Below are 22,299 nucleotides of genomic sequence, written 5' to 3'. Positions count from 1 at the left end.
CTTCATGTCATTGCTCGAATGGATAAGGTTCTGCCAATTAAACCGGGCGTAGAGTCTAACTCATTGACCGGGTAATTCCATATATCTGTTTTCTTGTCAACTCTTAATACTGAACCGACGCCCTAGCCCCCCTTGCCAAGGGGGGAACAAGAAATTGCTCAAAGTCAACCCCTACTCCCCTTTTTAAGGGGGATTTAGGGGAATCTCCGGGGGATAAACATCATTAACTAAACCGTATTGTGGTTAAATTCAAGAGGTTTGAGTTTTGTTTTAATCCAATGATTAAAAACTGATTAGTTTTTTTATTCACAACTCAAAACCGCGCATAGTTGTTCGCGATCGCGCGGCAATCTCACGATTATTCTTGAACCATTCCGACTTAAACTTTTGAACGATCGGTCAAAATTTCATAACCGGTATCCGTCACCAACACAGTATGCTCGAACTGAGCCGACATCGCATTGTCAACCGTTACAGCAGTCCACTTGTCAGCAAGCGTGCGAGTGTACTTAGAACCTGCATTCAAAATCGGTTCGATCGCCAATGTCATACCCGATCGCAATTTCACGTTAGGCATTTCGCGGGTGCGGAAATTGAAAACCGACGGTTCCTCGTGCAAATTCCGCCCGACACCGTGGCCTGTAAACTCCTCAACAATACTAAAACCGTTGCTTTTGACATGATCTTCGATCGCACCAGCGAGATCGAGCAAATAAGCACCAGCCTTGACTTGTTCGATACCTTTATAGAGAGCTTCTTCTGCAACTCTAATTAATTTTGCCGATTCCGGTGTCACTTCGACAACTGCGATCGTGATGCAAGAATCGCCGTGAAAACCTTGATAATATGCTCCCGTATCTACTTTGAGAACATCTCCGGCCCGAATTACTTTTTTTGGGCTGGGGATGCCGTGAACAACTTCATTATTAATGCTAGAACAAATTGAACCAGTGAAACCGTGATAACCTTTAAAACTTGGAGTTGCACCCATTTCACGGATGCGTCTTTCGGCATAAACATCCAAATCAGCAGTAGTCATTCCCGGTTTCACAAGTTGAGAAATTTCTTTCAGAACCGTGGCGACAATTTTCGCTGCTTGCCGCATTATTTCGATTTCGCGTTCCGACTTAATTTCAATGCCTCGACGCTGTTTTGTGACTTGGGGTTGTTTGGTTGGCCCAGAAAGCAGACTGCTAAAAATATTCATGTATTGAATGTCAGGTAATTTGTGATTTGAGGGCGGGTATAGCAGCGGACAGTTGACAAGTGACAGTTGACAGTTGCACAGTCAGGAAATCAAACCGTTGATGCTATGGGTTAGGAGGCTGCTATACAAATACTAGACAAGTCTAGACATTTGCTTCTTACTTCATCGGGAGCATGGGAGCGGTTATCCCTCGGTAAGCTTTCACGGTTTAGCCAACCGTGATAAATTAATCGCTGCATTTAAGTCCCTGTCCATCGAACGACCGCAACTTCCACAGTTGTAAGTTCTTTCTTTTAGTGGCATATCTTGAATATGCCCGCAGTTTGAACAGGTTTTGCTTGATGGAAACCAGCGATTAGCAACGATTATCTCACAACCAAACTTTTTAGCTTTGTATTCTAACTGACGTTTAAATTCATGGAATCCACAATCAGCTATTACCTGTGCTAGTTTGTGATTTTTTAGCATCCCACTGACATTCAAATCTTCTACTACTATTGTTGCGTGGTTTTTGCATAAGTAAGTAGTGATTTGATGCAGAGTATCTTTCCTGAGGTTTGCTATCTTTGCATGATGTTTCGCTAACTGGACTTTAGCTTTATATCTATTTCCAGAACCTTTGACCTTTCTCGCAAGAACTCTTGATAATCTCTTGAGTTTTGCCAGATGCGCTTTATAGTGCTTTGGGTTTGGAAATACTACGCCAGTTGAAAGGGTAGCCAATTCTTTCACTCCCAAATCAACTCCTACAACGTCATGACTTTTGACCGTTGATTCGTGACTTTGTTCGTAAGCAAAAGCGATAAACCAACTGTCGGCAGTACGTGAAATGGTGATTGACTTACAGGTAGTGTGTGGCAATCCTTCGTGAGTTTTTACCCAGCCGATTGTTGGCAGCTTTATAGACGTACCTCCCACGGGGATCGGCTTGCCACCTGCATCAATCGTGAAAGAGTCGTGATGTCCTTTTTTTTTGAAATTGGGATATCCACCTTTTTTTGAGAAAAATAAGGAAAAGGAGTCTCCAAGATTATCAAAGGCGTATTGAGTTATCTTCTGGCAGATTCCTTTCTCTTTAATCCATGTAAACTCAGGTTTGACATGATTGTTGAAGAATTTCTTAAGCAGGTATTTGTTTGGCTTTAATCCATCTTTATAAAGATTACTCCAAGTAGCCAATCCCCAATTATAAGTAAACCTAGCTATTCCTGCGTGCTTACTCATAACCGTTGCTTGAACCCTATTCAGCTTTAACTTTGTTTTGATGGACAAAAGCATTGTTCGACCTCAACACGCTCATTTCTTTGTTTAATTCTGTCACATCTTGTAATGGTACATCGTAGATTTGTCTACAAGTGTACTATTTTGTCTATTTATTCGCTAGCTAGGTACTAGCTCTATTCCTGAGGTTATTTATCTCCTCACTGCTGGGGCGATTGCTATAAAAGCAAAAACCCCAAATAGCGGGCTTTTTGGGCCAAAACGAGTGTCTTGTCCGAATTGTCGATCGCTAGTCCTCTAGTTAGCTTAATATTTTTCTTGATAATCTGCACGGGAGAGGGAGAGGGAGAGGGAGAGGGGGAGAGGGGGAGAGGGGGAGGGCGAAAGGGAGATAATCGGGGATAATCGGGGATAATCGAGACAATCCTCTTGTTTTCCCTCTTCCCTCTTCCCTCTTCCCTCTTCCCTCTTCCCTCTTCCCTCTTCCCTCTTCCCTCTTCCCTCTTCCCTCTTCCCTCTTCCTTCTTCCCTCTTCCTTCGGACAACTGACTTCTGATTTATTTCCAGTTTTGCCAAGAGTTATTGAAGATAGAAGTACCCGGAAATGCGATCGGATTCTTGTTTTGCTGCAACCGCAACTGTAACGCCTCCAAATTGGGCTCGCGGGACGGCAATTCGTCCACCAATTCATAGGGTATAATCCCCTTTTCCAGGGAAAAAGCGGCGGTAACTCCAGCAGCAGCCCCAGCAGACCATTCAAAGGAATGCACTCGATAAGCAGCCGCCGCCGTGTGGCTGACAGCAATACTTTTGCCGGCTACTAACATATTGTCAATTTTCTGAGGAATCATTGCCCGCAGCGGAATTTGGAACGGATAAGCAGCCCCTTGACCTTTGCGAGTTCCTTCGCGTTCGGTGTTTCCCGGTGCTTCTGGTGGGCTGTTGGTCATGCAGGGGTGAAAGTCGATCGCATAATGACCGATTCCCACACTATCAGGATAAATCGTGGCGCGCGATCGCGATTTTGTCTCCTCAACAGACTGAATTCCCACAGCCAAAGCCGGCGCATTCAAGCCTCCCAAAGCCAGCCACAAATTTCGATACTCTTGTTCCGACAAATTCTGGCGGTAAAAATCCGTCTTAAAATCATTGCGAGACATATCAACTTCCCACACCGTAAAACCTTGAGGTTGAGTCAAAGTCGGCCGCCCAATAATCCGCCGCCCCTCGCGCATATAAGGATACTTAGAAAGTCCGTGCACCGTCCCCATTGGCGAATTCAAGCCGCTCAAAAAGCGATTGTTAGGATAAGGCTTTTTCACTCCGTTACCTAATTGCGAGTCAGTAGTTCCTGCTACCAGCCAGTAGAAAAATCCTTTGGCATTTTCTTCGCCGCGGCGCAAAGTTTCCGCGCGCAAACCGCCCATCCACCCGCCAGGTTGCAGTTGACCGTTTGCTGCCAATTGCGATCGAGAATAAATTAAATTATCCTCGGCAGAACCGGGACGGTAATCATTCCCCCACGTCCAGTTTTGCATAGAAATATCCCCAGGATAAATCGGGAATTGCTTCGGATCGGCAGGGCGCGGTTCATCCGGTCTCATGCTCCTAATTTGGCGGTAGCTGAAAACTAGCGGAAAACTAGCTAATCTTGCTAATTCATAACTGTAGTAAGGAGCGTATTGTTGGTAGAAAGACGGCTGTTGGTGCTGCTGCGGTTCCTTCGTTGCCTCCATGGCAAAAGTGTAGGTGAAACCTTGGGTGCAGTAAGTGTCGCCGGTGGGGCTGGCGGAGGAAGGTTCGAGAGGGGAACGCGGGTCAATTCCGAGGCGGTAGGGAACATCGGCAAGTCCGATCAATTCGCCTGTTTCAGTCGCATCTACCACGAACCAATCGGCACCTCTCGGTTTTGCTTTTGACTGGTTGGGAGGTTTGGAAGTAAACCGAATAATAGTTTTGTTAAATCGCGCCGAGTTTTCGTAGCGATAGGCGTCTTCGATAGTTTGAGACAGAGTTTCGGTGTTGATTGGCCCGGTGTTGGGGGCTGGTTTGTGTTGAATGCCGATCGCACTTTTAATCTGTTGGCCCCCAACCGCATTCCCCGCCGATGCCGGAGTAATTCCTAGTTCTTTAATCACCGTATTGGGAAACCATTTCAGTTTGCCTTTCCCTTTTTCGGCGGCATCTTGCAAGATGTCAGATAAAATTTTGTGGCCGTTGTAGGGCATGAAACAGGAATAGCTAACCCAACAGCCGCCGGGATTTAGTCTCCCGTAATGTTCCTTGATGCGCTGCCGCAGTTCTAGGTAGCCGCGCGGGTAAAATAAGAGCGATCGCTGAGTGTCTCTTTCATCTAGTGCGGAGGTTCCCTGGGAGGAAATTTGACCGCCCAGCCAGTCAGTAATTTCGGTGATGCAAACGGTGCGCCCCGCCAGCAAACCTTCGTAGGCGGTAGCAGCACCTGCTAGCCCGCCGCCTGCTACGAGAATGTCGCAAGTTTCTTCTTTGTCTGGATTGCGAGGAAGCGCAGCCGAGGCTGGGGTAACAGCCGAGAGGGAGGCAATCAGGCTGAGGGTGAAAGTGACGAGCGATCGACCTTTGAGCGAAGAAAATAGATACCGTCGCAGTTTAATCGGAGATTGTGGAATCAATTTAGACATAAGTGAACAACACTCATCGCATCCAAATGTTTATTTTGCAGTATACTGGTATTTCGCCGTGCTGTCAGGGCAAACTTTTTTATACAAGAGGCATAAATACCATCAACAACTATATAAAAGCAGGATAAACCTTATGCTTAAAATCGTCAAATTTTTTAGATCTTTGATTCCTTTTGAGAGTTTAACAATTACGACAAGTTTAACTTTTTCGGAAGTTTTGCACAGGTTGGACGAAGTTGTCACTCCTCCCAAACTTTTTAGAGTAACTCTACCCTTCGGCCCGCCACCTGCAAAACCTTACGAAGGAACAATTTCTGGCAATACCTTCAAAATCAGTCGCATCATCACGGGCCGCAATTCATTTTTGCCAATTATCGAAGGAGATATCCATTCTCAACCGTTTGGTTGTTCCATCAAAATTAGGCTGACTTTACATAAAATAGTCCTAGCATTTATGATTCTTTGGTTGTGGACAACGGGCAGTATTGGAATGTTTGCTTTATTTGCTTGGTTCGTAGAACCCTCTGTGGGCCCAATATTTTTACCGATATTAGGAATGTTTATTTTTGCATGGCTTTTGTGTTTGATTCCTTTTAAAATAGAAGCAAAGTCAGCTATAAGATTTATGTCAATTCTCTTGACATAAAGTAACTTGTTGCAGGATTTTGTGAATTATAAACTTTCTCAAAAAAATGAGCTATTCATGGGCATCGGGCATCGGGCATCGGGCATCGGCCATACCTCACCACGCTTGAGAAGTGCTATATAAAATTTAAAATAATCCGCATCAATTCGCGTTCATCTGCGGTTAAAAACTCCAAACTTATGCGTCAAAACGAACTCAAACAAAAAATTAAACAAGGCGAAACAGTACTCGGCTTATTTATGAACTGCGCCTATCCCGCATTCATGGAAATCTGCGGTCATGCTGGATTTGATTTCGCCGTCATCGACATGGAACACGGCCCCCTGCACCCGCTAGCGGCTGAAGATTTGTGCCGCGCCGCCGACTGCGTCGGAATTGCACCCATCGTCCGCGTCCGCAAAAATGACGGGCCGCAAATTCAACGAGCTCTCGACATCGGCAGCGCAGGCGTTCAAATACCTCAAATTGAAAGCAAAATCGATGCCGAAATTGCTGTCAAAAGCGCTAAATACAGTCCTCTGGGCGCGCGCGGCCTTTCTTTCGCTACGCGGGCGGGACGTTATACTGCTGCGGGGGTTGATATCACGGACAAACTCAATGAAGAATCCTTGGTGGTGATTCACATCGAAGGTAAAGGTGGCATCGACAACCTGGCAGAAATTGTGACTGTCCCTGATATTGATGTGATTTTTCTGGGGCCTTACGATCTGTCACAGTCGATCGGCATTCCGGGCCAAGTTCGCGATCGGCGAGTCATCGACATGATGCAGGAAGCAGTGCAAACCATCCGCAAAGCAGGCAAAGCAGCAGGTACTTTTGCCGACAACCCCGAAATCGCCAAGCAGTGGATTGATGCGGGCGTTCAGTACGTTGCTGTTGGGGTCGATGTTGCCGTTTTCCTGCGGGCTTGTCAGTCGCTAGTCAAAGCTGTCCGCAGTTAAGTTGCTAAGTAAATCCACTTAATTAAAACTGAAATCGCGATCGCCAAAAAGCTTGCTATGTATGTCTTGTTACCTCTTTTTTTTCCTTCTTCCCTCTTAATTGCTAAGTAAATTCACTTAATTAAACGTGAAATTGCGATCGCTAAAAAGCTTGCTGTGTATAGCGGTTCTCAAAAAAGTGAGCTATGCCTGCGGAAACTTATGCCCTATGCCCTATGCCCTATGCCCTATGCCCTATGCCCTATGCCCTATGCCCTATGCCCTCATCTTTCTGAGAAATGCTATATGTCTTCTTCCCTCTTCCCTCTTCCTTCTTCCTTCTTTACGATATCTTTGCAAATTTTGTAGTGTTTTTTACGACTCATTCAAAAAACCTGAGCTAGAGTAGAAGTATCAACCTTCTTAAGGCAAAACTTAGGAAGGGAGCAAGGCTTAAAGGAGAATAATCCATGAAAACCGTATTAGAATCCATTCATTTGGACTATGCTTTCATGTTTACTTTTAAGAAAGTAAACTCGATTAAGCTAGAAGGTTTCAAGCCATTTTTTAACGATATGCCTGTGGATCCTTATATTAAAGGCAAGTATCGTTCGAGAAGATTGTCGCGGTTTGTCGTGAACGGAAATGAGTTAGTTAAGTTACCTCACGGCTATTTGTTTCAAAGTAAAGAGTACAATCCGGTGGTGGGCGACATCCGGCGGGAATTTGCTGAATTGGACGATCGGCTAATTGCACTCGATAACTTCAAACAACTGATTTTTGCTTTCTTCGATTCATGCAAAATTCACCCGGAAGCTGAAATCGGAGTGCATCAAATCAGGACGAGTTGTTCGCCGAAAAATTTCGGCAACCCCGCACCGGAAGGCATTCACCAAGACGGTACTGATTTTATCGGGATTTTCTCGGTCGATCGCACTAATATTGTGGGCGGGGAAACGCATTTGTATTTGGCGAAGAAGGAGAAGCCTGTTTTTAATAAAATTCTGCATCCGGGAGAATTGCTGTTAGTTAACGATCACGAGTTTTTCCACTTTACTACGCCAATTAAACCGGAGTCTGAAGGCGTGGGAACTAGGGATGTATTTGTGATAACTTCTCCGAGTTTGCTGACTGATTGAGCATCAGGTATGTTGTTGCGCTTTAGCGCTCCGAAGGTACGTTGTTGGGCTTTAGCCCTCTTAATTTAAGGGTTACATAACGTATCAGTCATACCTCACTTTTTGAAAAAGGCTCTGCCTGAGGTACGTTGTTGGGCTTGAGCCTCCTTAGTTGAACTGGTTACATAACGTATCAGTCATACCTCACTTTTTGAAAAAGGCTAGGCCTTCGGAGCGCTAAAGCGCAACTACGTACCTAAGAGCGCCCAAGCGCAACTGCGTACTTATCGAAATTTGCGATCGGATTCTTTAATTGGAACATCATTAATGCTCGCTTCACGTCTTCGCATTAACCCATTTTCGGCAAATTCCCACTGTTCGTTTCCATAGGCGCGATACCAGTATCCCGAATCATCGTGCCATTCATACTCGAAACGAACAGAAATTCGATTATCTGTAAAACTCCACAGTTCTTTCTTTAAACGGTAATCTAATTCTTTTGCCCATTTTCGTGTTAAAAAAGCTTTGATTTGTTCCCGTCCGCTGAAGAATTCGGCGCGGTTTCTCCATTGAGAATCTTCTGTATAAGCTAGAGCTACTCGTTCTGGATCGCGGGTATTCCAGGCATCTTCGGCAGCTTGAACTTTGGCTTTAGCTGTTTCTAGCGTAAAGGGAGGTAGAGGTGGTTTGGTTTCCATAAGCTTTGTTGTTTGTGACTGGAAGGAAGTCCGCTCGACTTACGATTGGTGCGAAATAATTAGGATTGCTCTAGTATAGAACTCGAATTGCGATCGCTGCCAATCCCAAATCTAAAATCGCACTAAGTTCCTGCTTTCAATTTCTGCATAGTTTTCTGAAATCTCCACAGCAGAAATGCCAAAAACACCCATTGAGCAAGGATTCCCAATCCCACAAAAGGTATTGTTGTTGGTTTGTCGAACTGCCAAAACCCATAGCCGAATAGCGTCCAAAGTGCGGCGGTTGCAGGATTGCGATCGGGGATGAGTTTCCAAAATCGGAGCATTAGGGGAGCAATGAACGACCAAATGCCCAATCCACAAATCGCCCACCCTATTGGATTGCGAATTTTCGTGGCACAAACTTGTTGCACGAAGGTGGCGTACATTAAGATCGTATTCGTCGTACACAGAACTATTAGTCCTGTTTCTACAAGTTTTTTAGTGCCGATACCTATCCCAAATAGCCAAGGTACTAACAGCGCACTTACTACGATTAGATGGATAATAACTGCCACTAACAGAGGGCTTCGATCCGACCAAATTAAGCTTTGCCAGCCCGGAGAATCATAGCGTACCCACTCTAATAAAGCTTGGCGTTGAGGGCAGATAGCAACCATTAAAACCAGCAGCAGCATAACGGTCAAAACGTACATAGAGATAGCTGCCAAGGTGGCGTTCTGCTCATCCACCACGCTTGTGGGTAGGAAAAAGCCTAGAGCGAGAACTTCTATACCAGCTAAAATGGCATAACTTTGCCGTTTGCCGATCGCAGTCGATCGAGGTTTGTTGAAAGTCCGCAACAATATTTGCCACAACAAAAACGCAGTAGCGCCTAAGACCGCTAAACTAAAAGCGTGAGACACCAAACCTATGTTGTTAATCGGAATCAAAAACCACGAAACAACAGAATGTGGATCTCCGAATATTTCTGAATTCGCCAACAGCGGCCGCCATGTGATGGCGGTGTTCCAGCCCATGTAAAATGGCGAGATGGCGCAACAGGCGATCGCCCCAACTCCAAAGGCTGTTGCCTGTGGTGGGTGCGCCCTTTTCTCTGTTTCACTTGCCAGCCCGCAGAGCATCATCAGGCTGTAGCATATAGCGCATCCAGGTGCGAGCATCAGATAGACGCTGGCAATCAGGGGCAGCGAAACGCCAGCTTGCAAGCCAGCCAAGCAGTGCAGGGGAACCATCAGCCCCAGGAAAATATACAGCAGTACGGGAACGCCCAGCATTTTACCCAGCAGAATCTGCCACGCCGGACACGGACTCAGCCGAATAAAATTCAGAGTTCCCCGTTTCTGTTCCTGTCCGATATCGTTGACGATCGAATAACTTCCGAGGGTAAATGTTACATAGGGGAGCATCCAAGTGATGATTTGCCACAAGTCCAGCCAGCCGTCTGAAAAGAGGCGGGAATTTGGCGAGGCAATCACCAGTAAAATAATTTGGCAGACGATCGAAAACGAGACTGTTGCAATGACTGTGTGGGGTTTGAGTCTACCGCGAAGTTCCCGCAGCAGTTGCGGATTCCAGTTACCTAAACGATCGATCAAAACTGAGTTTGTCATCGGGGAATAGATAGATAGGATTGTTGACTGTTTCTGTGTGCTTTGCTGTCTGTTATTCAGCAAATAAATTACCCAGGCATTTTCTCGGACAAGTCACCAATTTAAATTTAGTAGTGCGATCGTCCTTCTCGGAAGACGATCGCACGCCCAGTATAACTCCGAGACCATCAGATTTGATATCAATCCTCAGCATCCGGATCGATGCCCATTGCTCGGAGTCGGGAGGCTAACTGGGTGGCTTTTCGCTCTGCTTGTTCGGCTTTGCGCTCTGCTTGTTCGGCTCTTTGCCGTTCTTGCTCGGCTCTTTGCCGTTCTTGCTCGGTTCTTTGCCGTTCTTGCTCGGTTCTTTGCCGTTCTTGCTCATTTCTTTGCCGTTCTTGTTCCACTCTAGCCCGCTCAATTTCAACTTGTTCGGAGCCAATTAACAGCAAATTACCCTGGGAATCCCACCACCGCAGCCAGAGCATTTCTTGATTTTGATAACTTCCCTGCCAAAGTCCCAATTCTATATCTAATATAGGGATGGGATAGTGACCGCGTTCGTTTGGCTCGATCCTGCGATAGGCAAAATCTATCAGGTGATAGACTTCTAAATTGCCCGTTTTAATTTCATAAATCCCGTAGTAAGGAATGCGGATGATTCTTTCGTAAACCCAAAACTTACCCGGTTTAGTTGTAGTACCGTCAGCTGCCACAGCAAGCGGAGTGCGTGAAGCGAAGCTATCCCGAAGGGAATCGCGCTCTTCATTTCCATTCCCGCTAGCAAACTCTAAAGCAATGAAAGGAGCCATATGTTCCCGCCAAAGTACATAGGAACGGCGATAACCGTCGATTGTTGCGGGTACGTTGGGTATATAACACCAATCAGGTGCTTCTGCGCCTCGCTCTGGCGGGTCAGTTTCTCGCCAGTAAATACCGCAATCTTGCCCGATCGCATATTGTCCGTCTGGATGCAGCCGCTCTACCACCGGCGCGATCGAATCTGTCAGAATGATACTCTGGGGATGCTCCTGAAAATTCTTCACAAATGTACCGTCTTCCTCTGGCAGTTGGGTATGATCGGGGAATGCAGGAGGCAAACCTGTAGCAGTTATTGTCTCGTTCATCGTCGTTTCCCGTGCAGTTATTGTCAATTATAATCCGAAATTTGAGAGCTATATAATTTGACAATTCAGCTAATATTAGCAACCGCCAGCTATTGTCATGGTAGAAGTGCTGGATCCGCACCCTACAGACAGCAATCCTAAATGATTCAGATAAATTCGTAGGGGTAGTGCCCCCGTGCCTACCCCTTATCTATAGAGCGATCGCGCGGCCGGTGAACCCCTCCAATAATTATGCAAATGATGCGAGGATCGCTATACAGATTACGTGCATCAAGGACTATTTTTTCTTCTTCCCTCTTCCTTAGAGCAACAGTCAACCAGTAAGAGGGCGGGCACGGGGGCACCGCCCCTACAAACTGTCAACCTGTCAACTCAGCTAATATCAAATAAAGCAAGCCAACCACAGCGGAAGCATCAACAGCAAACCGACAGAAGTGAGGGCGATGCTGCTAGCTAACAAATCGCGATCGAGTTCATATATTTCTGCTAAAATCAGCACCGAAAGAGCCGTGGGCGTTCCCGACATCAACACCAAAACCAACCTCGGATCGCCGCTCAATCCGAAAAAACTAGCACCAAATCCGATCAGCACCGGCACAATTACCACTTTTAACAGCGACGGGATTAACGCTAGTTCAAAACTTTGCCATGTTTTAATAGCTCTCAGCCGGATACCAACCAACACCAAAGCACTAGCAATTACCCCTAAAACTGCCGTCTGCAATCCCGATTCTACATTCTCAGGCAAGGGGATATTTCTTGTAAAAAAACCTATGATAAATGCCCAGAGAGCGGGAACTGTTATCACGTCCCGAAGCTGAATCCACCAGTGATTTTTTCCATCGGAATGCCCGAAATAGCTAGCAAGAAATACACCAAATCCGTAGCTTCCGATCACGTTGTTGGTGACGCTGTACAAGACGGCCCAGTTGTTGTTATCGCTGCTGATGATCGCGGGGGTGATTGCTAATCCGACAAAGCCGGTATTCCCTAACATCGCAGCTAGGATAAAACTGCCTTGGCTCGATCGCGTCAGGGAATTTATATTTAATAGAAATAAATTAACTACAGAATGTTTGCCGTCAAAATATGGCTTTTTGACGTGGCGGGTGCTCAGCCGCCGTAATAATACCCAAGTCAACCAAGCTAAACTCGTACTGACAAATAATACGAATATGGCGATCGCCGGTGTGAATCCGACAGCACCAGAAAAATCGCTCTGACGGGCTAAAACTGCAATTTGCAGCGGTATCCCAATCCAAAACAGAAAGCGGCTCAGCAGTTTAGGAAAATCAACTGGGATGTATTGAAATACCAGCAGTCCCAAGCCAGTCCAGATCACTAGAGGCGTATAAGCGTGAAATAATGTCTCAATCATAAAAACTTAACTTGACAATTTGAAATCCCTCTACTTAATAATAGTAAAGCTAAAAATCCTTGTAGAATTTACTTTTTTTTTACCAACTTGTATTCAAATAGTCTTGTTTTTTTTCAGCTAATGTGCAGGGCGATATGGGCGATCGTATTGAACCGCCATATATTATCTCATCTACTACGGTTTTTTTTGAATTATTTAACCACAGAGAACGCAGAGAACACAGAGAAGGAGAAGAGAGAGGAATAAGTAATAATGTGCAGGGCGATATGGGCGATCGTATTGAACCGCCATATTATATTATCTCATCTACTACGGTTTTTTTTGAATTATTTAACCACAGAGAACGCAGAGAACACAGAGAAGGAGAAGAGAGAGGAATAAGTAATAATGTGCAGGGCGATATGGGCGATCGCATTGAACCGCCATATTATATTATCTCATCTACTACGGTTTTTTTTGAATTATTTAACCACAGAGAACGCAGAGAACACAGAGAAAGAGAAGAGAGAGGAATAAGTAATTCCGATGTAAACGGATTTGATATTAATTCAATTTCAAAGCGTTAACAGGTACGTCATCCCAAGCACTAACAGTCCGCAATGTAGCAACCCAGCCCTGTTCTTTTTGTTCTGCACTCAAATTCTGCTTGAAAGATTCGTGGCATTCCTTAGCTTGAGTATCATCGACACAAGCAATGCAAGCATAAAGAATACCAGACGGATCGATTTGCTCGTTTACCCAAATAATCATCATCTCTTCTCCCAATTGAACTCAACTATTATCTAAATTTTCCTATATTTTTGGCAACGATCTACAATCACTTCGAGGCCAAACTCGCCAAAGACTCCCCCGCCACCCGGCAAATCCGCCAGTCGGGCATCACATCAGCACCGATACCCTTGTAAAATCCGATCGCCAATTCATTCCAATCCAACACACTCCACTCCAAACGCCCGCAGCCCCTTTCCACCGTCAACCGCGCCAAATAAACAATCAAAGACTTGCCAATTCCCCGCCCGCGAAACTCAGGAAGCACAAACAAATCCTCCAAATAAATCCCCGGCTGAGTCAAAAAAGTAGAATAATTGTAAAAAAATAGCGCCCAGCCTACAATCCGACCTTCGCATTCTGCTAGAATCGCTTCAGCAAAAGGGCGATCGGCAAACAAATGATTTTCCAAATCAACCGCATTACCTGTTACCGCATGAGATAACTTTTCGTACTCAGCTAAAGCCTTAATCAAATCAAACAGCACCGGCACATCAGCACGGGTAGCTGGACGCAAAATCACCTCATCAGACATAAATCAATCAGTAGTAAGCGACAATCAACAATTAAATATAACAGAAGTCAGTAGTCAGTTGACAGTTGACAGTTGACAGTTGACAGTTTTCTGTTGTCATTATTTGTAGGTGCGTCGCCACTGACAGTTGACAGTTGACAGTTGTCATTATTTGTAGGTGCGTCGCCACTGACAGTTGACAGTTGACAGTTGACAGTTGACAGTTGACAGTTTTCTGTTGTCATTATTTGTAGGTGCGTCGCCATTAAAAATCCCCAAAATGTCTTGACAATCTCATAGCGACGTACCTAAAGTTTTCAATAACCTGTCATTATTTGTAGGGTGAGTCGCCATTCAAAATCCCCCAAATATAGCCTTTCTCAAAGAGATGAGGTAAGACTGACAGCTTACATAACCACTAAATTAAGAGGGATCGCATCCCAACAACGTACCTCACTTTTTTGATAACCGCTATATCTTGACAATCTCATAGCGACGCACCTGGTTTTTTCAATAATCAGTCATTATATCGCTTCTGATTGCATGGAAATGATTTAACCGCAGAGAACACAGAGGACACAGAGGGGAGAGAATAGAGAGCTAAATAGACCATGCTACCGGATTTGATATTATTTGTAGATTGTCAAGCAGTCCCTGGTCAACTGAACTTGAATATGCAAATTTAGGGTGGGGAGAAGCCCACCCTAAATAATTTTAATAATTTTCAAAATGCCAACTCAATGTTTTGAAGCTTATTTCAACCAGCCCTTCAACCGTTCCGTCACTTGAGGGCGCCGCAGCTTTCGCATTGCCTTATTTTGAATTTGACGGACTCGTTCGCGGGACAGATTGAACAAACTACTGACTTCTTCTAAAGTGTAAGGTTCGCCAGTTATCAAACCGTAACGCATAGCAACAATCTCTTTTTCCCGCTCAGTCAAAATATTATCCAACACCTCCAAAATATCTTGGCGCATCATCATCTCATTCATCTGAGCTTCGGGAGATTGCGTTGCGTTATCTTCAATAACATCCAAAAGTTCCGAACTTTCTTCCGTGCCGATGCGGTGGTTGAGAGATAAAGATTGGCGGCGCACTTGCTGGAGGTAACGAAGCTGTTCGGAAGTAACTTCCATTTCCTTAGCAAGTTCAAGTTCAGTGGGATTGCGTTGAAGAGAACGCCTTAAATCCCGATAAACTTTTTTAAGTTTATTTAACTGTTCGACAATGTGAACCGGCAACCTAATTGTTCGCCCTTGATTGGCAATTGTGCGGGTAATTCCTTGGCGAATCCACCAATAGGCATAGGTAGAAAATTTATAACCCTTCTCAGGATCGAACTTTTCGGCGGCTCGGTTCAAACCCAAAGCTCCTTCCTGAATTAAATCAAGAAAAGGCACGCCCCGGTTGAGATAGCGTTTGGCAATCGAAACCACCAAGCGCAAATTAGAGCTGATCATTTTTCGTTTTGCCGACTGACACTGGTAGCGCATCTGTTGCAGTTGAGTTTCGCTCACTCCCAAAGCAGCGGCGAGTTCAACTTTTGTGGGCACTCTGTTCAATTCCTGCTTTAAACGCTCTTCTAGTTCCTGAAGGGCTACCAATTCTTGAACGCGACGCGCTAACTCTACCTCTTCGGTGGCAGTCAGTAGGGGATAGCGAGCCATTTCTTTGAACAAAGCTCCCACGGGATCGTCGGCAGACCAACTGTTGTATGCTGACGATCTACTTACCGTCGGACGATCGATCTCGGTGTCCTCATCCTCTGCGATTTCGAGTGAGGCTTCGGATGCCACCGCAAAACTGCCTAAGTCAGATTTTGCCATATTTGCTTGGTGTCCGTGGGATGATTTGAAAAGTATCCCTTCACTGTAACGAATTTAATCAGAAATTTCCGAAATCCATCTAGAAGTTCGTGACTGATATCTGATTGCGCTAATTTTATACATTTTTATTGAGTTCGAGCCAGTAAAGGAGCAGCCTGCAATAACTCCTGAGTATAAGGGTGCTGCGGATTAGTAAAAATATCCCTAGTTTTCCCGATTTCCACAATTTTTCCCGAATTCATTACCGCAATGCGATCGCAAAAAAACCTCGCCACCCACAAATCGTGCGTAATAAACAGATAAGTCAAATTAAATTCCTGCTTCAACTCCAGCATCAGCTCTAATACCTGAGTCTGCACGCTAGCATCCAGCATACTCACCGGTTCGTCGCAAATAATCAGTTGCGGCCGAGCAATCAAAGCTCGGGCGATGGAAACCCGCTGCTGTTGTCCCCCCGAGAGTTCCCCCGGATAACGGCGAAAGAAATCCTCTCCAGGAGTCAAACCCACCCGCTCTAACATTTGGATTACTTGTTTTTTAGCTTCTTCTCCCTTAGCTAATTTGTGAATCAACAAAGGATCGATAATACTTTGCCCGACAGTCATCATCGGATTCAAGCAAGCGTGGGGATCTTGAAATACCATTTGCATTTGGCGGCGGTGTTTCCTGACAGCATCGCGGCTCAGGGCAGTAATATCTATTCCTTGAAATTCAACTTTGCCACCTGTCGGGGGAATCAGCCGCAAAATTGTGCGCGATAACGTACTTTTTCCGCAGCCGGACTCCCCTACAAGCCCGAGGATTTCCCCGCATTCTAGCTGCAAACTAACGCCGTCTACGGCTTTAATTACCTGGCGGTTCCTGGAAAATAATTGGTCTAATAAATTACTTTCTAAACTGTAGTGCTGCTGCAAATTCGTCACAGTCAACAGAGGCGAATTTGTTAAGTTTGTAGTGAGGACTTCAGTCCTTCTTTCCGGCGAATTTGTTAAGTTTGTAGTGAGGACTTCAGTCCTTCTTTCCTCCGATGTTAACCCTTTACCCGAATCAGCTTGAATGTGCAAAGCTGCTTTTAAGAGCGATCGAGTATATTCGTGTTGCGGCCGTTCAAAAACATCCAACACCGGCCCGGTTTCTACGACTTTGCCGCCGTACATCACCGCAATGCGATCGCAATACTCAGCCACCATCGCCAAATCGTGAGAAATCAGCAAAATCGCCGTTCCCCTTGAAGCACAAAGTCGGGTTAATTCCTGCAAAATCTGAGCAGCGACAGTTACATCCAAACTCGTCGTCGGTTCATCCGCCACAATTAACTTCGGATCGAGCAAAAGAGCCAAAGCAATTGCCACTCTTTGGCGCATTCCACCGCTAAATTCGTGGGGAAATTGCGACCAGCGAGACGCCGGAATTTTCACAGCATCCAAAATCTCGATCGCCCGTTTCTTAGCTTCCTTGCGATTCAAATTCGGTCTGTGAGCCTGCAAAGTCTCGATGCAGTGTTCCCCAACAGTCATCAAAGGATCGAGACGAGTCATCGGATCTTGAAAAATTAACGCCACAGCTTCGCCCCGAAACCGTCTCAGCCGGGAAGCATTCATGTCAAACACCGACTCTCCCCCAAAACCAACCCGCCCCTCAACCAAAGTCGAATCCGGCAACAACCGCATCGCCGCCCTTCCCAAAGTTGACTTACCGCACCCAGACTCCCCAACTAATCCCAGTTTTTCCCCCGGTTCCAGCGTCAGGGAAACCCCATCAACGGCCCAACCGGATTGGCCCCGCCGCTGAGGATAAGCTACTCGCAGATTTTCAACGGAAAATAGAGAAGAGTCATTAGTCATTAGTCTTTAGTCCTTAGTTATTAGTTATTAGTTATTAGTTATTGGTTATTGGTTATTGGTTATTGGTCGTATCATGTCCAGTCATATAATCTTCAATCGTTAATCGTTTGTAGTGAGAACATGGAGTCATCGATCGGGGGTAACGGGAGAAGTTTTATCCTTACTACCAATTCACTTGTTAGTTGTTACTTGTTAGTTGTTACTTGTTAGGGAAGCATCTCAATTTTGCAAAAAAGCAATTTCTTTACAGTGCTGTCCCCGCTCGCGAGTGTTGGATAGATCGCGAGCGGGGACAGCACTGTAAAATCAAAACTGAGATGCTCCCGTTGTTAGTTATTAGTCACTATCTACTAATGACTAATGCCAACTGCCAACTGCCAACTGCCAACTGCCAACTGACCAATGAGCACTGCCAACTGTCAACTGTCAACTGTCAACTGCCAACTGACTAAATTTCCTTTCGCTTCAACTCAGCTCTCCGCAATATGTAAGTAGCCGCACAATCAGCATGGGGATGGTCTGCTAAAACTTCCGCTAGTTCCAATACATATCCGGCGATATCCGGGCCCAGCTTCTCAGTCAGCACCTGACGTTCCCGAGCAGCGAGTTCTTGCACGCGGGCCTTAGCTTGCCAGTTGGGAGAAAACATCTTGTCAATCTCGGTGTGGAATCCCAGACTTTCGAGAATATCCCACTCGCCGTTATCGCACCAAATTCCTCCGCACAGCATACAGCGCTCTATGTAAAAGGGTACTCTGCTAAACGGAACCTTTGCCCGCGACAGATAGTGACCGTCTTCGGGACACAGTGCTGCTTTGCTGTCGTAGGGAGACGGGGTGAATTCTATGCCGAGAGTGCCAGTCACCTGAGGCTTCTCGGATTTGTTGTACCACAGGCTGTGTTCTTTCTGCCAAGCTTCGTATTCTTTGCCCGGAATCCAGATACCGTAACAGTTGGGACACCACAGCACCGACATACTGCCGGCTAAGGTGCCGCCGTCTAAGTTGGGATGTTTACATTTTGGACATTCCACCGCTTTCTTTCTCCTTGCCTTATCTATTCCCTGTTAATTCAGATATTAATTTTGCATCTGGACGGGCCCAGAAGCACCATAATTTTTTTGGAGCACCGCACCGCAGTAGCCAATTAGCGTGTTAAGTCGCTCCGCAGCCGCAGTTTGCCTCGCGGATGCTGTCGCTGGCTGCTTCGCGACTTGCAAAAACGTGACATCTGTTCCCAATAACCGCAGTTGCTTGTGAATTTCCGTCAAGTATGACTGTTCTGGGGGGGGTTCTGAGGCGTCTAACTCAGCGCTGGGGACTCTCATAATTTGGTTTCCGAAAAATTGTTGCACTTTTTTGTATTCGATCGCCAGCGCTGCCCGATCGAGATTATCCTCTGCGACAGTTCTTTGTAGCTGTTCGAGTGCTTGCTGTAATTCTTCGTAGCAATGGCGGCGGTCTTCGGACAATATCATGATTTTGTGAACAAATTTGTCTTTATAATCAAAGTAGATTCTTGCTTAAGGTTGGCTCAGATGAAGGAAAGCCGTGCCTTTTTGCAGCAATTCCCTGTTTTTCGAGAAAATTTATCACTTGGGGGCATCGCTCGATCGCTCTGGCTTCTGCTTTGAGTTTTCAACTGTCAACTCTCAACTGTCAGCTCTCAACTGTCAAGCATCGCTCGATCGCTCTGGCTTCTGCTTTGAGTTTTCAACTGTCAACTGTCAACTCTCAACTCTCAACTGTCAAGCATCGCTCGATCGCTCTGGCTTCTGCTTTGAGTTTTCAACTGTCAACTGTCAACTGTCAACTCTCAACTGTCAAGCATCGCTCGATCGCTCTGGCTTCTGCTTTGAGTTTTCAACTGTCAACTGTCAACTCTCAACTCTCAACTGTCAAGCATCGCTCGATCGCTCTGGCTTCTGCTTTGAGTTTTCAACTGTCAACTCTCAACTGTCAACTGTCAACTGTCAAGCATCGCTCTGGCTTCTGCTTTAAGTTGTCAACTGTCAACTGTCAACTGTCAACTATCAAGCATCGCTCTGGCCTCTGCTTTGAGTTTAGCGTTGCCTGTAAATGTCGATCGCCCGCTCCACCAAAAACAGGTACAGTGTCCCAATGCTCGCGCTTAGTGGATATCTTCAAATTTTAGACCCTAGTTCCAGATTCATCTGTCGAGTCAAATCTCAAATCTCAAATCTCAAATCGACTGACCTCCACTGCTACCGCCAAAATATCCCCATCTTACGCGATCGACAGAACGGAGTGGCGGCAGTGGAGTCACTATATTTTCCTACCTGCGAGGGGGGGCAGCTCGCAATTAGATAGGTATAGTTAACACAAAAATCGACTATTTTTTGGGATTGCAAATTGTGGCATTCAATTAGTTTAGTATAACTAAACACATAATTTCGGCAATTCAACCGAAAACTGGCATTTAACCATTTGTATTTCTAATTTTTAAAGGTGTACCCCATGAACGCAAACACTCTGACTCCCTCGAATGCGATCGATCCTTGCATAGTTCCCGATTGGCTGCAAGAATGTCTGAATGCTCGATCGCAACCTGACGAAGCCCCAAATCCCAATTGTACGACGGACAACGGCTTAATTTGTCGGGCTTTTGAATTTGCGCGCGACTTGCACGAAGGACAGTACCGCAAATCTGGAGAACCTTATATTTGCCATCCCGTAGCTGTAGCTGGAATACTGCGATATATGGGTGGAAACAGCGCCATGATTGCCGCTGGTTTCCTGCATGACATTGTGGAAGATACAGATATTACTCTCGAAGAAATAGAACAGCGGTTTGGGGCAGAAGTGCGACAGTTAGTCGAAGGCGTCACCAAGCTTTCTAAGTTTAATTTTTCCAGCAAAACAGAGCGCCTTGCCGAAAATTTCCGCCGAATGTTCCTAGCAATGGCTAAAGATATTCGCGTGATTGTCGTCAAACTCGCAGACAGGCTGCACAATATGAGGACTTTGGAGCATTTGTCCGAAGAAAAGCAGCGCAGCATTGCCCTAGAAACCCGAGATATTTTTGCTCCCCTGGCGAACCGTTTGGGTATCGGGCGCTTTAAGTGGGAATTGGAAGATTTAGCCTTTAAATACTTGGAACCGGAAGCTTACCGCGAAATTCAGGACTTGGTGGCAGTCAAGCGGGGCGATCGAGAAACCCAACTTGCAGAAGTCACAGATTGTTTGCGAGACAGGCTTGACAATCTAGGCATTAAATGCTACGAAGTCAGCGGCCGTCCCAAACATTTGTACGGGATTTATGGGAAGATGCAGCGCCGGCAAAAAGGCTTTAACCAAGTGTACGATATTGCTGCGGTGCGGATCATAGTAGAAACTAATGATGACTGTTATCGCGCATTGGCGATCGTCCACGATTCATTCCGCCCGATTCCCGGCCGATTTAAAGACTATATCGGTTTACCAAAAGCCAACCGCTATCAATCGTTGCACACCGGAGTCATCGGCACCAGCGGCCGCCCCATCGAAGTCCAAATTCGCACCGTAGCAATGCACCACATTGCCGAATACGGCATAGCAGCCCACTGGAAATACAAAGAAACAGGCGGTTCCAACACAACAGTTACCGGCGACGACGAAAAATTTACCTGGCTGCGGCAACTGCTAGAATGGCAAACAGATCTCAAAGACGATCGCGAATATTTACAAAGCATTAAAGACAACTTATTCGACGAAGATATCTACGTTTTCACTCCTAACGGAGACGTAATTGCCCTCAACAGCGGATCGACACCCGTAGATTTTGCCTACCGCATTCACACAGAAATAGGCAATCGCTGCACCGGCGCCAGAGTCAACGGGCGGATGGTGACACTAGACAAGGTTTTAAAGAATGGTGATATTGTAGAAATCTTGAACCAAAAAAACGGCCATCCCAGCTCCGACTGGCTGAATTTTGTCAAGACAAACGGAGCAAAAAACCGAATTCGGCAGTGGTTAAAGCGATCGCACCGAGATGAAAATCTCGCTCGCGGGCGGGAATTGCTGGAAAAAGAATTAGGTAAAAACGGCTTAGAATCCTTGCTGAAATCTGAACCCATGCAATCAGTAGCTCAGCGCTGCAACTACCACAGCGTCGAAGATTTAATCGCTGGTTTGGGCTACGGCGAAGTCACGCTAAATCTCGTAGTAAATCGCCTGCGAGATTTAGTAAAAGTGCAGCAAAAAATAGAAGCTGCACCCGGAGGAACCCAGGAATCCCCCGTGCAAATACCTGCATCGACGACACCCAAACCCGTACCGAGTTCATCTCCGAGCAAATCGCCGATCGCAGGTGTAGAAGGATTGCTGTATCATTTAGCCGGCTGTTGCTGTCCGATTCCCGGCGAATCAATTATTGGAGTTGTAACTCGCATCCGAGGAATTTCGATTCACCGACAAGGCTGTTCAAATGTTGAGAGTGTACCGGGTGATAGATTAGTTCCTGTGAGTTGGAATTCCACCAACCGCAATGAATCTCGCCCCAATACTTATCCGGTTAACATTCAAGTCGAAGCCCTCGATCGAGTGGGAGTTCTCAATGATGTATTATCGCATTTAAAAGACAACAAAGTGAACGTCCGCAGTGCTCAAGTCAAAACATATCCAGGATTGCCGGCATTAATTGACTTGTGCATGGATATCCAGGATAAAGAACAGTTCGAGCGGACTTGTATGCAGATTAAAAATATGAGCGATATTTTGAATTTGCGGAGGCTGAGTGAAGCTGAGTGAAGGAACTTAAGAAAGACGGCGGTTGAAAC

Annotated in this window: 22 protein-coding genes; 6 read left to right on the top strand and 16 right to left on the bottom strand. The window is 45.8% G+C overall.

From position 1 onward, the window contains the following. Window positions 1-379: 379 nt before the first annotated feature. The 4 genes from map to QZ918_RS14575 all read right to left on the bottom strand — a co-directional run bounded on the left by map (window position 380) and on the right by QZ918_RS14575 (window position 5,088). The gene (gene map, locus QZ918_RS14590) at window positions 380-1,207 is read right to left on the bottom strand and encodes a type I methionyl aminopeptidase (protein ID WP_293155030.1); all 828 of its coding nucleotides are present in this window, start codon (window positions 1,205-1,207) and stop codon (window positions 380-382) included. Window positions 1,208-1,408: 201 nt separating this feature from the next. Then, window positions 1,409-2,485 (bottom strand): RNA-guided endonuclease InsQ/TnpB family protein, encoded by a 1,077-nt coding sequence (locus QZ918_RS14585; protein ID WP_293155033.1) that lies wholly within the window; start codon window positions 2,483-2,485, stop codon window positions 1,409-1,411. 249 nt (window positions 2,486-2,734) lie between these two features. Then, complete coding sequence (locus QZ918_RS14580; protein ID WP_293155036.1) at window positions 2,735-3,004, bottom strand: hypothetical protein; 270 nt, start codon at window positions 3,002-3,004, stop codon at window positions 2,735-2,737. After that, entirely contained in the window at window positions 2,986-5,088 is a 2,103-nt protein-coding gene (locus QZ918_RS14575) for an FAD-dependent oxidoreductase (RefSeq protein ID WP_293336158.1), read from the bottom strand. Before QZ918_RS14575 ends, QZ918_RS14580 begins: the two co-directional genes overlap by 19 nt. 133 nt (window positions 5,089-5,221) lie before the next feature. Here QZ918_RS14575 and QZ918_RS14570 point away from each other — a divergent pair, with 133 nt between their 5' ends. From QZ918_RS14570 to QZ918_RS14560, 3 genes are all read left to right on the top strand, one after another. Next, complete coding sequence (locus QZ918_RS14570; protein WP_293336156.1) at window positions 5,222-5,734, top strand: hypothetical protein; 513 nt, start codon at window positions 5,222-5,224, stop codon at window positions 5,732-5,734. Window positions 5,735-5,913: 179 nt separating this feature from the next. Then, complete coding sequence (locus QZ918_RS14565) at window positions 5,914-6,675, top strand: HpcH/HpaI aldolase family protein (RefSeq protein WP_293336154.1); 762 nt, start codon at window positions 5,914-5,916, stop codon at window positions 6,673-6,675. Between the two features lie 449 nt (window positions 6,676-7,124). Further along, window positions 7,125-7,793 carry a 2OG-Fe dioxygenase family protein gene (locus QZ918_RS14560; RefSeq protein ID WP_293336152.1) on the top strand — a complete coding sequence of 223 codons (669 nt, stop codon included), beginning with the start codon at window positions 7,125-7,127 and terminating at the stop codon, window positions 7,791-7,793. Between the two features lie 263 nt (window positions 7,794-8,056). Here QZ918_RS14560 and QZ918_RS14555 read toward each other — a convergent pair whose 3' ends face one another. The 5 genes from QZ918_RS14555 to QZ918_RS14535 all read right to left on the bottom strand — a co-directional run bounded on the left by QZ918_RS14555 (window position 8,057) and on the right by QZ918_RS14535 (window position 12,567). After that, window positions 8,057-8,470, bottom strand: a complete 414-nt coding sequence (locus QZ918_RS14555; RefSeq protein ID WP_293336150.1) for a nuclear transport factor 2 family protein — start codon at window positions 8,468-8,470, stop codon at window positions 8,057-8,059. Window positions 8,471-8,592: 122 nt separating this feature from the next. Next, the gene (locus tag QZ918_RS14550) at window positions 8,593-10,083 is read right to left on the bottom strand and encodes an ABC transporter permease (protein WP_293336148.1); all 1,491 of its coding nucleotides are present in this window, start codon (window positions 10,081-10,083) and stop codon (window positions 8,593-8,595) included. 52 nt (window positions 10,084-10,135) lie between these two features. Continuing rightward, a complete protein-coding gene (locus QZ918_RS14545) occupies window positions 10,136-10,276 on the bottom strand; it encodes a hypothetical protein (protein ID WP_293336146.1) in 141 nt (46 codons plus the stop codon). Next, window positions 10,263-11,189: a Uma2 family endonuclease gene (locus QZ918_RS14540; RefSeq protein WP_293336144.1), complete on the bottom strand. Its 927-nt coding sequence runs from the start codon at window positions 11,187-11,189 to the stop codon at window positions 10,263-10,265. Before QZ918_RS14540 ends, QZ918_RS14545 begins: the two co-directional genes overlap by 14 nt. Window positions 11,190-11,571: 382 nt before the next feature. Next, window positions 11,572-12,567: an AEC family transporter gene (locus QZ918_RS14535; RefSeq protein WP_293336142.1), complete on the bottom strand. Its 996-nt coding sequence runs from the start codon at window positions 12,565-12,567 to the stop codon at window positions 11,572-11,574. Between the two features lie 134 nt (window positions 12,568-12,701). Between QZ918_RS14535 and QZ918_RS14530 the strand changes: the two genes are divergently transcribed. Next, window positions 12,702-13,133 (top strand): hypothetical protein, encoded by a 432-nt coding sequence (locus QZ918_RS14530; RefSeq protein ID WP_293155066.1) that lies wholly within the window; start codon window positions 12,702-12,704, stop codon window positions 13,131-13,133. On the opposite strand, the gene QZ918_RS14525 is transcribed toward QZ918_RS14530, so the two are convergent. From QZ918_RS14525 to patD, 7 genes are all read right to left on the bottom strand, one after another. Then, window positions 13,111-13,317: a glycogen debranching protein gene (locus QZ918_RS14525; RefSeq protein ID WP_293155108.1), complete on the bottom strand. Its 207-nt coding sequence runs from the start codon at window positions 13,315-13,317 to the stop codon at window positions 13,111-13,113. The genes QZ918_RS14530 and QZ918_RS14525 overlap by 23 nt on opposite strands. A 67-nt stretch (window positions 13,318-13,384) precedes the next feature. Then, complete coding sequence (locus QZ918_RS14520) at window positions 13,385-13,870, bottom strand: GNAT family N-acetyltransferase (protein ID WP_293155069.1); 486 nt, start codon at window positions 13,868-13,870, stop codon at window positions 13,385-13,387. A gap of 47 nt (window positions 13,871-13,917) precedes the next feature. Continuing rightward, window positions 13,918-14,115, bottom strand: a complete 198-nt coding sequence (locus QZ918_RS14515) for a hypothetical protein (RefSeq protein ID WP_293336140.1) — start codon at window positions 14,113-14,115, stop codon at window positions 13,918-13,920. 486 nt (window positions 14,116-14,601) lie between these two features. Next, window positions 14,602-15,675: an RNA polymerase sigma factor, RpoD/SigA family gene (locus QZ918_RS14510; protein WP_293336138.1), complete on the bottom strand. Its 1,074-nt coding sequence runs from the start codon at window positions 15,673-15,675 to the stop codon at window positions 14,602-14,604. Window positions 15,676-15,800: 125 nt separating this feature from the next. Further along, window positions 15,801-17,519, bottom strand: coding sequence for a dipeptide ABC transporter ATP-binding protein (locus QZ918_RS14505; RefSeq protein WP_293336136.1), 1,719 nt, complete (start codon window positions 17,517-17,519; stop codon window positions 15,801-15,803). A 448-nt stretch (window positions 17,520-17,967) separates the two neighbouring features. Beyond that, window positions 17,968-18,552: a TFIIB-type zinc ribbon-containing protein gene (locus QZ918_RS14500; RefSeq protein WP_293336134.1), complete on the bottom strand. Its 585-nt coding sequence runs from the start codon at window positions 18,550-18,552 to the stop codon at window positions 17,968-17,970. 45 nt (window positions 18,553-18,597) lie between these two features. Next, the gene (gene patD / locus QZ918_RS14495) at window positions 18,598-18,996 is read right to left on the bottom strand and encodes a heterocyst frequency control protein PatD (RefSeq protein ID WP_293336132.1); all 399 of its coding nucleotides are present in this window, start codon (window positions 18,994-18,996) and stop codon (window positions 18,598-18,600) included. A 41-nt stretch (window positions 18,997-19,037) separates the two neighbouring features. Between patD and QZ918_RS14490 the strand changes: the two genes are divergently transcribed. Both QZ918_RS14490 and QZ918_RS14485 read left to right on the top strand, forming a co-directional pair. After that, complete coding sequence (locus tag QZ918_RS14490; RefSeq protein WP_293336130.1) at window positions 19,038-19,673, top strand: hypothetical protein; 636 nt, start codon at window positions 19,038-19,040, stop codon at window positions 19,671-19,673. Between the two features lie 323 nt (window positions 19,674-19,996). Continuing rightward, on the top strand, window positions 19,997-22,270 hold the full coding sequence (locus tag QZ918_RS14485; RefSeq protein ID WP_293336128.1) for a RelA/SpoT family protein: 2,274 nt from the start codon (window positions 19,997-19,999) through the stop codon (window positions 22,268-22,270). Window positions 22,271-22,299: the final 29 nt, after the last annotated feature.

Origin of the sequence: Microcoleus sp. CAWBG58 (assembly GCF_020883045.1) — a bacterium.
Lineage (GTDB): Bacteria > Cyanobacteriota > Cyanobacteriia > Cyanobacteriales > Microcoleaceae > Microcoleus.
This window is presented reverse-complemented; position numbering and strand designations above follow the sequence as displayed.